The following is a 13,927-nucleotide window of genomic DNA, read 5'->3' as shown; positions in this document are numbered from 1 at the left end:
CATGTCCAAGAACGGTCCTTTCGCTTTGCTGTTCCATACCCTGGTGGTGCTGTTCATGCTCGCGCCGCTGGTGGTGGTGTGCCTCGTGGCCTTCACCCCGGAAAACACCCTCAGCCTGCCGACCACGGAATTTTCCCTGCGCTGGTTCCGCGCCGTGTTCGAGCGTGCCGACTTTATCGACGCGTTCTACAACAGCCTGATCCTGGCATTCAGTGCCGCCAGCCTGGCGACATTGATCGCAGTGCCTGCAGCGCTGGCGATCACCCGTTTCGAGTTCCCTGGCCGGGATTTTTTCAACGGCCTGTTCCTGTCGCCGATCATCATTCCGCACCTGGTCCTGGGCGTGGCCCTGCTGCGTCTGTTTGCGCTGATGGGCGTCAACGGCAGCTTTGCCTGGCTGATCTTTGCCCACGTGTTGGTGATCACTCCGTATGTGTTGCGCCTGGTTTTGGCCTCGGCCATCGGCCTGGACCGCAGTGCCGAACATGCCGCGCAATCGCTGGGGGCCGGTCGCTTCACGCTGTTTCGCCAGATCACCTTGCCGATGATTCTGCCGGGGGTCGCCGGTGGCTGGTTGCTGGCGTTCATCAACAGTTTCGACGAGGTGACGCTGTCGATCTTCGTCACCTCCCCCGCCACACAAACGCTGCCGGTGCGAATGTACGTGTACGCCACCGAGTCCATCGATCCGATGATGGCGGCGGTCTCGGCCCTGGTGATTGCGCTGACCGCGCTGACCATGATTCTGCTCGATCGGGTCTACGGCCTGGATCGGGTCCTGGTGGGTAAACAATGAGGGCGCCATGGCTTTGCTGAAACGACTGACCGAGGGCGAGCGCCCGGCCTTGAACTTTACGCTCGACGGTGAGCCCGCCAGCGGCCTGCTCGGCGACACCGTGCTGACGGCGGTACTGACTTGCAGCGAACACCTGCGCGGCAGCGATTTCAGCGCCGAGCGCCGCGCCGGCTTCTGCCTGATGGGCGCCTGCCAGGATTGCTGGGTTCGCCTGGGCGACGGCCGCCGCGTTCGCGCCTGCTCGACAATGCTCGAAGCAGGCGAACAGATCAGCCGCGAGCCGGTGCGGTGCCTATGAGTTTCTTCGTTGATCGTTCTGGCCCCATCGCGAGCAAGCTCGCTCCTACAGGTTCAGGATGCGCCGCGAATTCCTGTGGGAGCGGCGGTGCGACGATTCGACTTGCTCGCGATGAGGCCCGAATAGGCACCACAAATCCTCCAGCCACACAGACGAGGTGCCTATGAACCCGGTGGTCATCGTCGGCGCCGGCCCTGCCGGCATCCGTGCCGCGCAGACACTGGTGGCCCATGGCGTGCGCCCGGTCTTGCTGGATGAAGCGGCGCGCGGTGGCGGGCAGATTTATCGGCGCCAGCCGGCGAACTTCAAGCGCTCGGCGGTCAAGCTGTATGGCTTCGAAGCGCGCAAGGCCAATGCGCTGCACCAGACGCTCGACAACCTGCGCGAACAACTCGACTACCGTCCCGACACGCTGGTGTGGAACGCCGAAAACAACGCGCTCGACACCCTGCGCGAAGGTCGTGCTGCACGCCTGGAGTTCTCCCGGGTAATCGTCGCCACGGGCGCCACCGACCGGGTGTTGCCGATACCCGGTTGGACGCTGCCCGGCGTGTACAGCCTCGGCGCCGCGCAAATCGCCCTGAAATTCCAGGGCTGCGCCATCGGTGAACAGGTGGTGTTCGCCGGCAGCGGCCCTTTGCTCTATCTGGTTGCCTATCAATACGCCAAGGCCGGGGCGAAGGTGGTCGCGGTGCTCGACAGCTCACCCTTCAGCGCCCAGGCCCGCGCCGTGCCGGGCCTGCTCTCGCAACCGGCCACCCTGGCCAAAGGCATCTACTACCGTAGCTGGCTTACCGCCCATGGCATCCCGGTCCATCAGGATGCCACCTTGCAACAGGTCGAGGGCGAACACCGCGTGCAGTCGCTGAACTGGTCCGACGCCAGCGGCGTCCATCGCCTGGCCTGCGATGCCGTGGCGTTTGCCCATGGCCTGCGCAGCGAAACCCAACTGGCCGATCTGCTCGGCTGCACCTTCGCCTGGAGCCCACTCAACCGTGCCTGGCTGCCACAACGGGACAACGCCGGACGCAGCAGCGTCAGCGAGGTGTACCTGGCCGGTGACGGCGCTGGCATCATGGGTGCCGACGCCGCGGAAATGGCCGGCGAACGGGCTGCGTTGGCCCTGCTCGAAGACAGCGGTTTTCTGATTCAGCCACAGCGCGGCGCACAACTGGAGCACAATCTCGGCCGCATCGAGCGCTTTCGCCATGGCCTGGAGCGCGCCTTCGTGTTCCCCGAGAACTGGGCAGCCGATACCGCCGACACCACGATGATCTGCCGCTGTGAAGAAGTGCGCGCCGGCGACATCCGCGAAGTCGTGCGCGAAGGCCACTGGGAAATCAATCGGGTCAAGGCCCATTGCCGGGTCGGGATGGGTCGCTGCCAAGGCCGAATGTGCGGCGCCGCGGCGGCGGAAATCATCGCCTGCCAGAGTCAGCGGGCAGTCTCCGAGATCGGTCGGCTACGGGCGCAGGCGCCGATCAAGCCGTTGCCGTTTGGCCTGGAGATCGAGCCATGATCGAAGTTGATGCCGTGATCATCGGCGGCGGTATTGTCGGTTCCTCCGCCGCGCTGTTTCTCAGCCAGGCAGGGCGCAGCGTGGTGCTGCTGGAACGGGACTTCTGCGGTTCGCATGCAAGCGGTGTGAACTACGGCGGCGTCCGTCGTCAGGGGCGACCGCTGTCGCAACTGCCACTGTCGCAACGGGCGCACGAAATCTGGGGGCGCTTGCCTGAGCTGATCGGCATCGACGGCGAGTACCAGCGCAGCGGCCACTTGAAACTGGCGCGCAGCCTCGCCGATTTGCAGGCGCTGCACGATTACGCCGCCAGTAGCCAGGGCTTTGGCCTGGACCTGCAACTGCTTGACCGGGCGCAATTGCGCGCCCGTTTCCCGTGGGTGGGCGAGGTGGCGGTCGGTGCCTCGTTCTGCCCCGATGACGGCCATGCCAACCCGCGCCTGGTCTCCCCGGCGTTTGCCCAGGCAGCGCGCAGGCACGGCGCGCAGGTGCATGAACAATGCGCGGTGAGCAGCGTGGCGCACGACGGCCAGCGATTCCACGTGCACACACAAAACGGCCTGGAGCTGCGCGCCCCCTGGTTGTTGAATTGCGCCGGTGCCTGGGCCGGCACCCTCGCCGAGCAGTTCGGTGAAACGGTGCCGATGCATTCCGGCCACCCGGCCATGCTGGTGACCGAACCCTTGCCGCTGGTGATGGACGCCAGCACCGGCGTCGAGGGCGGCGGCATTTATGCCCGTCAGGTCGCGCGCGGCAATTGCGTACTCGGCGGTGGCCAGGGATTTGCGCTCGACGGTGCCCGCGCCCGTCCCGGTCAACAAGCGGTGATCGAGATCCTGCGCCAGGCCGCCGAGCTGTATCCGTTTCTGCAAGGCGCCCAGGCGATTCGTACCTGGAGCGGCACCGAAGGTTACCTGCCCGATCGCCAGCCGGTGATCGGCCACAGTGGCACCCAAACCGGCCTGTTGCATGCGTTCGGCTTTGCCGGCGCAGGTTTTCAGATCGGCCCCGCGGTGGGCCAGGCGCTCACCGAAATCATCTGCAGCGGCGCTTCAACCACGCCGCTGGATGCGTTTTCCATCACCCGGTTTCACTCCATCTCCGTTGCTTGATAGAGGAAGGTCGCGCTTATGAATAACGTCAAACGCACTGCACTGCTCGGACTCTCTTGCCTGGGCGCCCTGCTCTCCGTTGGCCAGGCTCACGCCGAACCGACGCTGTACCTGGGCATGAACGGCGGCACCATGGAACGGCTTTACGCCGACAAGGTGCTGCCGGCTTTCGAAAAAGCCAACAACGTCAAGGTGGTGATCGTGCCGGGCACCTCCGCCGACATCCTCGCCAAGGTCCAGGCGAGCAAGGGCAATCCGCAAATGCACGTGATGTTCCTCGACGACGGCATCATGTACCGCGCCATCGCGATGGGCCTTTGCGACAAGCTTCAAGACAACCCGACCCTGGCACAGATTCCGGTCAAGGGCCGTATCAAGGATGAGGCGGTGGCAGTCAGCCTGGGGGTGACTGGACTGGCGTACAACACGCGCCTGTTCAAGGAAAAGGGGTGGGCAGCGCCGACCTCATGGATGGACCTGGCCGACCCGCGTTTCAAGGACAAGGTGGTGTTCCAGTCGATGGCCTCCTCGACCTTCGGCCTGCACGGTTTCCTGATGTTCAACCGGATCCAGGGCGGCAGCGAAACCAACGTCGAACCAGGCTTCAAGGCCTGGCCGAACACCGTGGGGCGGAATGTGTTGGAGTACATTCCGAGCTCGGCGAAGATTTCCGAAATGCTGCAAACCGATGAAGCGGCGCTGTTCCCGTTGACGCCGACCCAGGTGACCGCCCTGAAACTCAAGGGTATGCAGGTTGAATACGCGCAACCGAAGGAAGGCTCGGTGGTGCTCAACGTCGCCGAATGCGCCATCGCCAACAACACCCAACCGGAGCTGGCGCAGAAACTTGCCGCCTTCCTGCTGACCCCAGAAGCCCAGGCTGTTGCACTGGAAGACGGTGACCAGATCCCATCCAACCCGAACACGCCGACCACTGACAAGACCCGCGGTCAGGTCGATGCCATGAAGAAGTACCTGGAAACGGCAATTGCGGTGGATTGGGACAAGGTCAACGAATTGCGCCCTGAGTGGAATGCGCGCTGGAACCGCAGTATCGAGCGTTAGCCCCCAACCCTGTAGGAGCGCGCATGCTCGCGATGGAGTCTCATACACCGCTGGGTGTCAGGCAGCCAACGTCATCGTTAACGACCCTCGCGACGGTTCGACGCCTCGACATGCTCGCTCCTACAGTGGACTCAAAACCCCACATCCAGCACCACATTGTCCACGTAGGTCCCCGCTGGCGGTGTGGCCTGGTCGGTGTAGATCTTCGCGTTGTAGTTGAAGATCTGGCTGCCAGTGCCCAGCCCGTTGCCAGGGTTGACCTCGGCATCGATGCTGGCCCGCCGCGCCGCGCCGACACTGCCCCAGCGTGTGGTGCCGCTGCCCTTGAAGATGTCGTAGGCCAGGTAGTTGCTGCCGGAGATCATCCGCCGCCGTCCGCCGACACTGACGGGGTTCTGCCCGTCGCTCAGGCCCACGGAATAGGCACTTCCCTTGGTGCAGGCCAGGTTGATGGTCTGCCCGGTCACTGCCGTGAACCCGCTGACCACCGGCGCGCTGCCGAACGCGATGTTCGGCGCGGTGATGGTGCAGTCGTTGGACACCGTCATGTTCACCGTCAGCGTGGTCGTGCCACTGTTGATGTCATGCCCCAGGCAGGCTCCCAAGGCGCCTATGCCCGAACAGTAGTTCCAGTCCCAGAAGATGCTCAGCGTCTCGCTGTAGACCCCCGCTGCCACGTTGCTGCCACTGATGCTGCCCAAATAGATCGGTACGGTTCTGGGCACCACGCCCCCCAGCAAGCCGAGCAGATCAATGATCCCGTTGCGGGCAAAATCGAACTGCGTGCCACGCGTGATCGGATAACTGGTGCTGTTGTTGGCGTACAGCGTGTAGCCAATCACGTCCCCGGTAGGGCCGACCATACCGGATGTCGTCGACGTGACGGTGGCGTAGAAATGGTCATTAGCGCTCAGCAACGTCAGCAATGAGCCCGTGCAACGCAGTCCGGCATTTGTCGTGGAACTGGGCTGCGAAGATGAACGTACGGCAATCGAACTCACCGTGCCAAATGCCGCCGGTAATGTTGAGACCACCGAACACAACGCCCACACCGATCCCGGCAGGCAAAGCAGTAACAGCGCCAGCCACCTCATGGCCGACACACCAGTGGGCCGATCAGCGGGATCTGCTCCTGCTGCACATCCACGGCAAATCGCACCTCACAGCTTTTGCCATCCGCCAGGCTCACCTTCAGGTTGTTCTGCGCCTTGAGGTCTTCCAGATAGACCAGCCCGTCCCAGCCCACCACCGTCTGCGTGCCACTCTGTTCATGCAGCACGCCGCTGCCCAGCGGCAAGTCCTGTTGCTGCGCGTCCACCAGCACGATGCTCGCGGCGACCACCCGGCTCAAGGGGAACTCCAGCAAGTAACCGCTACCCCGGCGCACGGCGATCCGTTGCTCGACATTCGGGCTGCGCACGTTGGCCGGCAGGTTCAGCGGGTCGATTTCGTACTTGCCACGGTAGTAGGCGCTGCTCCATGGCACCAGCAGGTGGCCGTTGCGATCGGTCTGGCCGACCTGCTGGTTTTCGTAACGCACCGGGATGTCGGCAAAACCGTCGGTGCTGACCACCACAAAGGCATCGTCGATACGGTTGGCGGCAAACACCTGCCTGTCCATCCACACCAGCGAACCACTGGCATCGGCCCAACGGGTTTCGGCGTCGCTGGTGCCGTAGACACCGGCCTGCAACTGCACCGATTGCAGGCGCCAGGTCAGGTCGGCCTGACGATAGGCCGGCCCGTCGCCCTGGCCGTAACCGAGGCTGAATCCGACCCCGCCCTGGGTCGGCACCGCGCGGCTGTAGTTGACCCGTTGCTGCGTTTGTCCGGTGTTGCTGCGTTCGCTGCTGACCGCCAGGCTCCCGTACAGGTCGAACGGAACGACCAGTTGCGCCTGAACCGCCCAGTTGCTGTCGCCGATCTCGCGGTTGGCCGACAGGTAGAAACTGCTGTTGTGCCACAGCGGCTTGCTCCACGTCAGGTTGAGCAGGCGGGTGCGCGAATCATCGGCCGCGCGGATGTCGAAATAACCCACGCCCAGGCTGCCCCAGCGGTCGAGGTTGACGCTCAGGGTCGCCTGTTCACTGCGCTGGCTCAAGGTGTTGAACGGGGTGTCGACTACGGTCAGGTCGGCGTAGCGGTCACGTCGTTGCAAACGCTGGTAAGAGAAGCTGTAGCGCTGGCTGCTGTACTGATAGCCGAAGCTGAGTTGCTGGCCGCGGTCGCCGTCGAACCGGCTCTGGCTGATGGCTGTATTCAGCACGCCAAAATTGCCCAGGCGCAGGTTGCCACCGATGCCGCCCAGGGTCAGCGAATCCGAGGCTTCGGCGTGGCTTTCCAGGGTGAAATTGTCACTGATCCCGTAACGTAAACTGCCCGACGTCACCCCCGGTCCGTAGGAAAAATCACGCAGGCCATAATCGCGACGCAAGGAGCCGGCGGCCACCGAAAAGTCACTCAGGCCTTTTTGCAACAGGCTGCTGGTGACGTAGAACGGCACAGTGGTCGAGACTTGGCGGCCCAGCGCATCAGTGGTGACCACTACCGCTTCGCCCGCCCCATTGATAAAGGGAACGTTGGTCAGGGTGTAAGGGCCGGGTTGCAGCTGCGCGCTACTGGATTTGTAGCCATTGATGAACAGATCCACCGAGGACGGCACCGCCGCTTCCCCGGCAAACTGCGGCAGCGGGTAGGTGACCAGATCCGGTCGCACGCCAAAGTCCCGGGACACCTGCGCCCCGCCGATGCGCACCGAACTGCTCCAGGGCAATGCGCCGCTGACCAGATCCCCGCCTTCGAAAGTCAGCATGCGCTCGTCATCGGAGTAGCGCCAGGTGGTGTCGTAGCGCAGGTAGCCGTTGTTCAGCGTACTGACCGAATCCCCCGAGAGCGTGCGTCGATATTGCCCGGTGTTGGACAACGTGCCCCAACCGTCAAACAGCCTCACTTCATTCCACGCCGCGAGGTACGTGCCAGCGTCATCGGTGTCATTAAGGTACAGGTCGTAGTTGAACAAGGCACCGAAGCTGCTCAACGCCCGGGTGCGCGGGTAGGCGTCGCGGTTGCCCACGAACTGTTCCGGCAACCAGTTGGGTGGCACTTCCAGCAGCAGGCGTTGACCGGTGCTGTCGTACTCGCTGTGCAGGCCCGGCAACCCATCGAGATCGACTTCGGCGCCAAGGCTGTCCGGCAGTTTCATGAAGGTATCGCGCAATGCACTGGCTGGCAGGAACAGCCGCCCGTTGCGTTGTTCCACGGCGACGACACGTCCGGTATTCATTTGATTGACCACCAACTCCAGAAACAACTGCGCATCGGCCACGGTCTCCATGCCGCTGGGTGGCGGCGGCAGGTCGGCGGCGATGCCACAATGCGCGAACATCAGGCAACCCACACAACCGATGGTCCGCAACGGACGCTGGAAACTGCGAGCCAGGTACTGGCTCATTACCGCTGTACGTCCGTCAATGGACCCTGCCCTCCCTGCACCACTTGATCAGCGCCACCCCCATCAGCGGGACGGCGTAACGCTCTGTACCTGCGGGGCGCCGTTGACTCGCACCTGCAACGCCGGGTTGCCCGTCATCGGGCCTGGCGCCGGCCAGCGCATGATCGCGCCGGGCAGTACGTAGCCGAGCAGTCCTTCCACCAGCGGCTTCTCCTGCCCGCCCTGCTTGAGCGAGACATCCGTCAGCCGGGCATGCACCGCCCCCTGATTGCGCACCTCCACATAGGGCTGGCCATCAACCGCTACCGGGCGCCAGGACAGCTGCGGCAGGCCCGCGCCCTTCGGATCACGCTTGCGGCTGGCGTCCTCCTTGCTCCACAGGCCCGCGCCATAGGCGAACAGCGGTACCGAGTAGCGCATCTGGAAACGTATCGCCGCCGCTGTCTTGCCGTCGTCGGCGGCGGTGGGTTTCGCCGAGGGGATTTCGTCGATGATGATGCGATAAGCCAACTCTTGCCCCGGCGCAATCTCCCGAGTACGGGTCAGGCGCACCAGTTGTTTCTGGCCGGGCTCGATCTTGGCCACGGGCGGGCTGCCGATCACGTCGCGCTGATTCTGGTACTGATCGCTGAACCCGCTCTGGCTCCAGGCAAACACGCGGATTTGCAGGTTGGCCGTTTCATCGCCACGGTTTTCCAGCCACAGGGCGCTGGCCTGCTGATCGGCCTCCAGCACCGGGTCGATTGGCCAGATCAGCACCGAACTGGCGGCTTGCGCCTTGATTGCCCCCAACAGCAGCGACGCCAACAATGCATGCCCCACGACCCCATACCGCCACAAAGGTAACCCCATGTATCCACTCCTTGTGTTTGCCTGGCCCGATCACCGCATTACCACGTGAGCTGCACTTGCAGCACATCGCTGTAGGTCCCCCCAGGCTGATTGCCCGGCAATTGCACCTGGCCGTAGATCGGCAGGCGGATGTTGTTGGCGTCGGCGTAGGCCACCGATACGCTTTGGCCGATCCCCAGGCTCTGGCTGTAAGCCGCATCGCGAAACAACTGATAGGCCACACGGTTGCTGCCCGTACCGAGCTGCATGTGCCGCCCGCTGCTGTTGTATTGGCCGCCATCGACGCTCATGTTCAAGGCCACCCCTGGCGTGCATTGCAACTGCACATCCGCCGTCAGGGCGACTCGCACGGTACCGGTGGCCAGCGCCGACTGGCTGCCGAAATCAAGGCTGCCGTAATTCGACACCCCGCCCACCACCAGGCAACCGGGTACCACCGTGGCGTTGACCTGGAAGCTCTGGCTGGTTGCCGCGGTCAGGGACGACGGCGAACTGGTGGTCCACAGCATCAACAGTGCAGCCCATCCTTGGCGGCTCATGGCCCTAGAACGTCAGTTCAACGGAGATGGTGTCGGTGTAGGTGCCCGCCGGCAGACCGGCCTTGCCCACCGCCTGACCGTAGAGATTCACGGTCTGTGCCACTCCGGTGCTGGCGGCGAGGTTGATCACCCCGTCGATCGCCAACAGCTGCGAGTGCCCCGCGTCGGTATAGAGGTCGTACGGCACGTAGTTGGCGACTCCGTCGTACAACGCCCGGGTGCCTCCCGGCGACTGGCCGTCGTGGGCGCCCGCACGCACCTTGACCGAGGGCGTGGTGCCGCTGGAACACAGGATCGACAGCGCCCCGCCGCCACCACCCAGCACTTGCCCGGAGGCGGTGGTGAACAGGCTGTTGGCAGTGCCGAAGTTCAAGGCACCGAAATTGAGCCCCGTGGAGCCGCCCGAGCCGTTGACCTGGCAGCTACTGATGAGGATCAGGCTGGAGGTGATCTGGCCGGTAACGGTGGTGGCTGCCTGGGCACTGGACACCAGTGTCAGACCGAGCAGCGGCAAACCAATCCTTGTAGCGAGTGTGCGCATGGTGTCCTTCCTCTTCGGGTTTACCAATCGAGCGTGACGGTCAGGGTGTCGGTGTAGATCCCGGCCGGTACCGCGCGAGCGTTCGCCACCACCGAGCCGAAGACCGGAATCGGGATTCGGGTGCCGCTGGTGACTGCAAAATTGTGTTGCTGGCCGATGCTGTAGCGCTGGTTGCCCGAGGCATCGAGAAACAGCTGATAAGGGAGCGTTTGACGGCCATTGCTCAGGCGTCGGGTGGTGCCGTCGCCGTGGGTGCCGCCATCGATGGTGACGGTGAAACCATTGACGGAGGGGTCGCAGGCGACATTCAAGCGACCGCTGCCGTCTTCGCTCAGGCTGGCACGGATCGGGCTGTCCCAAGTCGGCCCGGGCCGGCCAAAGTCCAGAGTGCCACTACCACTGGCCGGGTTATCGGGGCTGGCACCATTGCTGACTTCGCAACCGGCGATGATTGTCAGCCGTGCATGAACCTGACCGCTGACCGCCCCGTTTGCGTTCATGCCCGGCCAAATCAATGCCGCCAAAGCAATCAATGCCCAATGTGTGCTTGTCTTCACGCCAATCCCAACTCCTTCAGGACATTCAAACCCACGGCCGCTTTCCTGCACTACTCAGCTCCCTCGGGGGGCGATGACACGTGTGGCTACCAGGTGACGGTCACCTTCACCAGGTCCGTATAGCGGCTGACACGCGGAATGTCGGTCAATCGCTCAATGCGCGCATAAAGCGGCAGTTCCACGCTGCCGGTATCAGGCACCCGCCCGCTGATCGGCACGTCCACCGCCAGCGGGATCAGCCGCGCGGGGTCCTGGTAAAGCCGGTAGGGGATGGGTTTGCTGCCGGCAGCACTCGCCAGGTAGCGCACGTCACCGACGCCGCCATGCTGGCCGCCGTCGATGCGTAATTGGTAAGGGGTGTCCGGGTTGCACTCAAGGCGTGGTAGGCGCGCATTCATCAGCGCGGCCCCCAACGGACCCGCAGGATCGTCCAGGCGAGCGGTCTGGCCGAAGTCGAGCACACCCAGTTGTTCGACGCCGGCGCTGCGTTGCTGCCCGACCAATTGACAGCCACGCTGTACGTCTACCCGTACGTGCACTTGAAGGTCGGCGGCCCAGACGTTTGCACTGAGCATCACACTCGCCACTGCCACTCCAACGAATCCATTCACAGCCCAATCCTTCAGGTGAGGGTCGCTCCTGAAAGTCAGGTTAGCAATGGGTCGAGAAATTTCCAGCAACGCGAAAGCCTGGATCCCTGGAAAACGGGGGCTTTTATCCAAGACTATCGAGGTAGACGCGTAAAGCTTCGGAAAAAAAGTTGTACGCCCAGTATTTTCCCGTCCAATTTACCGCCCTCCCTCCGACAAAACTGGAAGCAAATTTCCCCAATTGGTTACACGGGGCCGACGCGGCTCGGGAGAGCCCGCTTGACGATTACAGGTGACATCCGTGGCCATTCGACCACCTGACCGCTGGCCTTCACTGCGCCGTCTCCTCGCCAGGGTATCGAGCATTCCTGCCAGGTGGTGGTCGGGGGAATAGACCCGGTTGGCGCGTAAACCGCTATCATGTCGCCTTTTTTCGGGCCTCAAAGCCCTCCTTTCATCAAGCGAATCTGTTCATGGACACCCTTGCCCAACTGCGCGCTGGCCTGCTGACTGGCGCCACGCGCCTGGACCTGGCCGCCGGCCTGACGCAATTCCCCCGGGAAATCCTCGACCTGGCGGACACGCTGCAGGTGCTCAACCTCAGTGGCAACGCCTTGAGCAGCCTGCCGGATGACTTTCATCGGCTACACCGGTTGCGGGTGCTGTTCTGTGACCGCAACTTGTTTACCGAGCTGCCCGCATGCCTGGGCCAGTGCGCCGCGCTGACCATGGTCGGTTTCAAGAGCAATCTCATTAAAACCGTGCCAGGCACTGCGCTCCCGCCGTTACTGCGCTGGTTGATCCTGACCGACAACCGCGTCACCGAGCTGCCGACCGAACTGGGCGAACGTCCGTATCTGCAAAAGCTGATGCTCGCTGGCAATCGCTTGACCCAGCTGCCGCAAAGCCTGCGCAACTGCCATCGACTGGAACTGACCCGGATCGCCGCCAACCAGTTGAGCGAATTACCCGACTGGCTGCTGACTTTACCGAGCCTGACCTGGCTGGCCTATGCCGGCAATCCACTGGAAACCGAAGCCGATGCTGGCGCGCTCGAAGCCACGCCGACCATTGACTGGGCACAACTGCGCCTTGGGGAAAAACTCGGCGAAGGGGCCTCCGGTGTCATTCACCAGGCCGAGTGGCAGCAGGCCAAGGCCGTCGCGGTCAAGCTCTACAAGGGGCAAATGACCAGCGACGGCTCGCCGCTGCATGAAATGAACGCCTGCATCACCGCCGGCCTTCACCCCAACCTGATCCGGGTCGAGGGACGCATCGTCGAACACCCGCAAGCCCAGGCCGGGTTGGTCATGGAGCTGGTAGACCCCAGCTACCGCAACCTCGCCGGTTTGCCGAGCCTGGATTCCTGCAGCCGGGACGTCTACGCCGACGACACCCGATTCAGTGCGGATGTGGCGCTGCGCATCGCCCGTGGCATCGCCTCGGTGGGTGAGCACTTGCACCGTCAGGGCATCACCCACGGTGACCTTTACGGCCACAACATCCTGTGGAACGAGCACGGTGATTGCCTGCTGGGGGACTTTGGCGCGGCGTCATTCCATGCCACGCAGGACAGTGTCGAGAGCCGTGCCCTGCAGCGCATCGAAGTGCGCGCGTTTGGGGTGCTGTTGGGGGAGTTGCTGGAGCGGATCGACTCGGGGTTGAGCGATCAGGCGCGAGAGCGGTTGGAGGACTTGCAGCGCCGCTGCTGTCAGGGCGACGTGCTGGCGCGGCCGGGGTTCAGCGAGATAGTGATCGAGTTGGATCGTTTTTGAGCGCATTTCATTGTGGGAGCGGCCTGCCCCGGGCGGCGTGCCGACGATGAGGGCCTGCCAGACGGCAAAGCCCTCACCCAATGACTCAATACATCAACCCGCCAACCCGACAAACATGTCCTGCACATCATCGTGGTTATCGAGGCCTTCGAGGAAGGCTTCGACTTCAGCCATCTGCCCATCGTTCAGGCCGGTGACCGGGTTCTTCGGCTTGTAGCCCAGCTTCGCCGACAACACGGTGAAACCCTGCTCAGGCAAAGCCTTCTGCACCGAATCCAGATCGGTCGCTTCAGTGATGAACAGCGTTGCGCCCTCTTCACCTGGCTCGAAATCCTGGGCGCCGGCCTCGATGGCGGCCAGTTCCGGATCGGCGTCGGGGCTGTCCGGGGACGCCTCGATCAAGCCGACGTGGTCGAAGTCCCAGGCCACGGAACCGGAGGCGCCCAGCTGCCCCTTGCGGAACGCAACGCGAATCTCGGCAACGGTACGGTTGATGTTGTCGGTCACACACTCAACGATCAACGGCACCTGGTGCGGCGCGAACCCTTCATAGGTCACGCGATGGTATTGCACGGTTTCGCCGAGCTGACCCGAGCCTTTCTTGATCGCACGTTCCAGGGTTTCGCGGGGCATCGAGGCTTTCTTGGCCTGTTCAACCACCAGGCGCAGGTGTGCGTTGGTGGCGACATCGGCGCCGTTGCGCGCAGCAATGGTGATTTCCTTCACCAGTTTGCCGAAGATTTTCCCCTTGGCGTTGGCTGCCGCTTCTTTGTGTTTAACCTTCCACTGTGCGCCCATTACTCACTCTCTTGGTCTATGGCGCCGAAACATC

14 protein-coding genes are annotated in these 13,927 nt (G+C 63.3%); 6 read left to right on the top strand and 8 right to left on the bottom strand.

Going from position 1 to position 13,927, the window contains the following annotated elements:
* Position 1 precedes the first annotated feature (1 nt).
* The 5 genes from AB4N33_RS02030 to AB4N33_RS02010 all read left to right on the top strand — a co-directional run bounded on the left by AB4N33_RS02030 (position 2) and on the right by AB4N33_RS02010 (position 4,790).
* Positions 2 to 796, top strand: coding sequence for an ABC transporter permease (locus tag AB4N33_RS02030; protein ID WP_368559022.1), 795 nt, complete (start codon positions 2 to 4; stop codon positions 794 to 796).
* A gap of 7 nt (positions 797 to 803) precedes the next feature.
* Positions 804 to 1,094, top strand: a complete 291-nt coding sequence (locus AB4N33_RS02025) for a (2Fe-2S)-binding protein (protein ID WP_476456296.1) — start codon at positions 804 to 806, stop codon at positions 1,092 to 1,094.
* 163 nt (positions 1,095 to 1,257) lie between these two features.
* Positions 1,258 to 2,613, top strand: a complete 1,356-nt coding sequence (locus AB4N33_RS02020) for an FAD/NAD(P)-dependent oxidoreductase (protein ID WP_476456295.1) — start codon at positions 1,258 to 1,260, stop codon at positions 2,611 to 2,613.
* Complete coding sequence (locus tag AB4N33_RS02015; RefSeq protein ID WP_476456294.1) at positions 2,610 to 3,725, top strand: NAD(P)/FAD-dependent oxidoreductase; 1,116 nt, start codon at positions 2,610 to 2,612, stop codon at positions 3,723 to 3,725. The genes AB4N33_RS02020 and AB4N33_RS02015 overlap by 4 nt, the downstream gene beginning before the upstream one ends.
* A gap of 18 nt (positions 3,726 to 3,743) precedes the next feature.
* Complete coding sequence (locus AB4N33_RS02010; RefSeq protein WP_460141277.1) at positions 3,744 to 4,790, top strand: ABC transporter substrate-binding protein; 1,047 nt, start codon at positions 3,744 to 3,746, stop codon at positions 4,788 to 4,790.
* Positions 4,791 to 4,921: 131 nt separating this feature from the next.
* On the opposite strand, the gene AB4N33_RS02005 is transcribed toward AB4N33_RS02010, so the two are convergent.
* From AB4N33_RS02005 to AB4N33_RS01975, 7 genes are all read right to left on the bottom strand, one after another.
* Entirely contained in the window at positions 4,922 to 5,884 is a 963-nt protein-coding gene (locus AB4N33_RS02005; RefSeq protein WP_460141276.1) for a Csu type fimbrial protein, read from the bottom strand.
* Entirely contained in the window at positions 5,881 to 8,241 is a 2,361-nt protein-coding gene (locus AB4N33_RS02000) for a fimbria/pilus outer membrane usher protein (protein ID WP_476456293.1), read from the bottom strand. The genes AB4N33_RS02005 and AB4N33_RS02000 overlap by 4 nt, the downstream gene beginning before the upstream one ends.
* Positions 8,242 to 8,304: 63 nt before the next feature.
* A complete protein-coding gene (locus AB4N33_RS01995) occupies positions 8,305 to 9,093 on the bottom strand; it encodes a fimbrial biogenesis chaperone (protein WP_476456292.1) in 789 nt (262 codons plus the stop codon).
* Between the two features lie 38 nt (positions 9,094 to 9,131).
* Positions 9,132 to 9,632: a Csu type fimbrial protein gene (locus AB4N33_RS01990; protein WP_460122567.1), complete on the bottom strand. Its 501-nt coding sequence runs from the start codon at positions 9,630 to 9,632 to the stop codon at positions 9,132 to 9,134.
* Between the two features lie 4 nt (positions 9,633 to 9,636).
* On the bottom strand, positions 9,637 to 10,173 hold the full coding sequence (locus AB4N33_RS01985; RefSeq protein WP_460122565.1) for a Csu type fimbrial protein: 537 nt from the start codon (positions 10,171 to 10,173) through the stop codon (positions 9,637 to 9,639).
* 20 nt (positions 10,174 to 10,193) lie between these two features.
* Positions 10,194 to 10,673: a Csu type fimbrial protein gene (locus tag AB4N33_RS01980; protein WP_460126620.1), complete on the bottom strand. Its 480-nt coding sequence runs from the start codon at positions 10,671 to 10,673 to the stop codon at positions 10,194 to 10,196.
* A 143-nt stretch (positions 10,674 to 10,816) separates the two neighbouring features.
* Entirely contained in the window at positions 10,817 to 11,305 is a 489-nt protein-coding gene (locus tag AB4N33_RS01975; protein WP_460126618.1) for a Csu type fimbrial protein, read from the bottom strand.
* Positions 11,306 to 11,793: 488 nt separating this feature from the next.
* On the opposite strand from AB4N33_RS01975, the gene AB4N33_RS01970 reads away from it, so the two are divergent.
* The gene (locus AB4N33_RS01970; protein WP_476456291.1) at positions 11,794 to 13,095 is read left to right on the top strand and encodes a protein kinase; all 1,302 of its coding nucleotides are present in this window, start codon (positions 11,794 to 11,796) and stop codon (positions 13,093 to 13,095) included.
* Between the two features lie 93 nt (positions 13,096 to 13,188).
* On the opposite strand, the gene AB4N33_RS01965 is transcribed toward AB4N33_RS01970, so the two are convergent.
* Entirely contained in the window at positions 13,189 to 13,893 is a 705-nt protein-coding gene (locus tag AB4N33_RS01965; protein ID WP_476456290.1) for a YebC/PmpR family DNA-binding transcriptional regulator, read from the bottom strand.
* Between the last annotated feature and the right edge of the window lie 34 nt (positions 13,894 to 13,927).

The organism is Pseudomonas sp. S1_E05 (assembly GCF_056337105.1).
The sequence above is the reverse complement of the archived record's forward strand: the minus strand, read 5'-3'. Positions and strand labels throughout refer to the sequence as shown.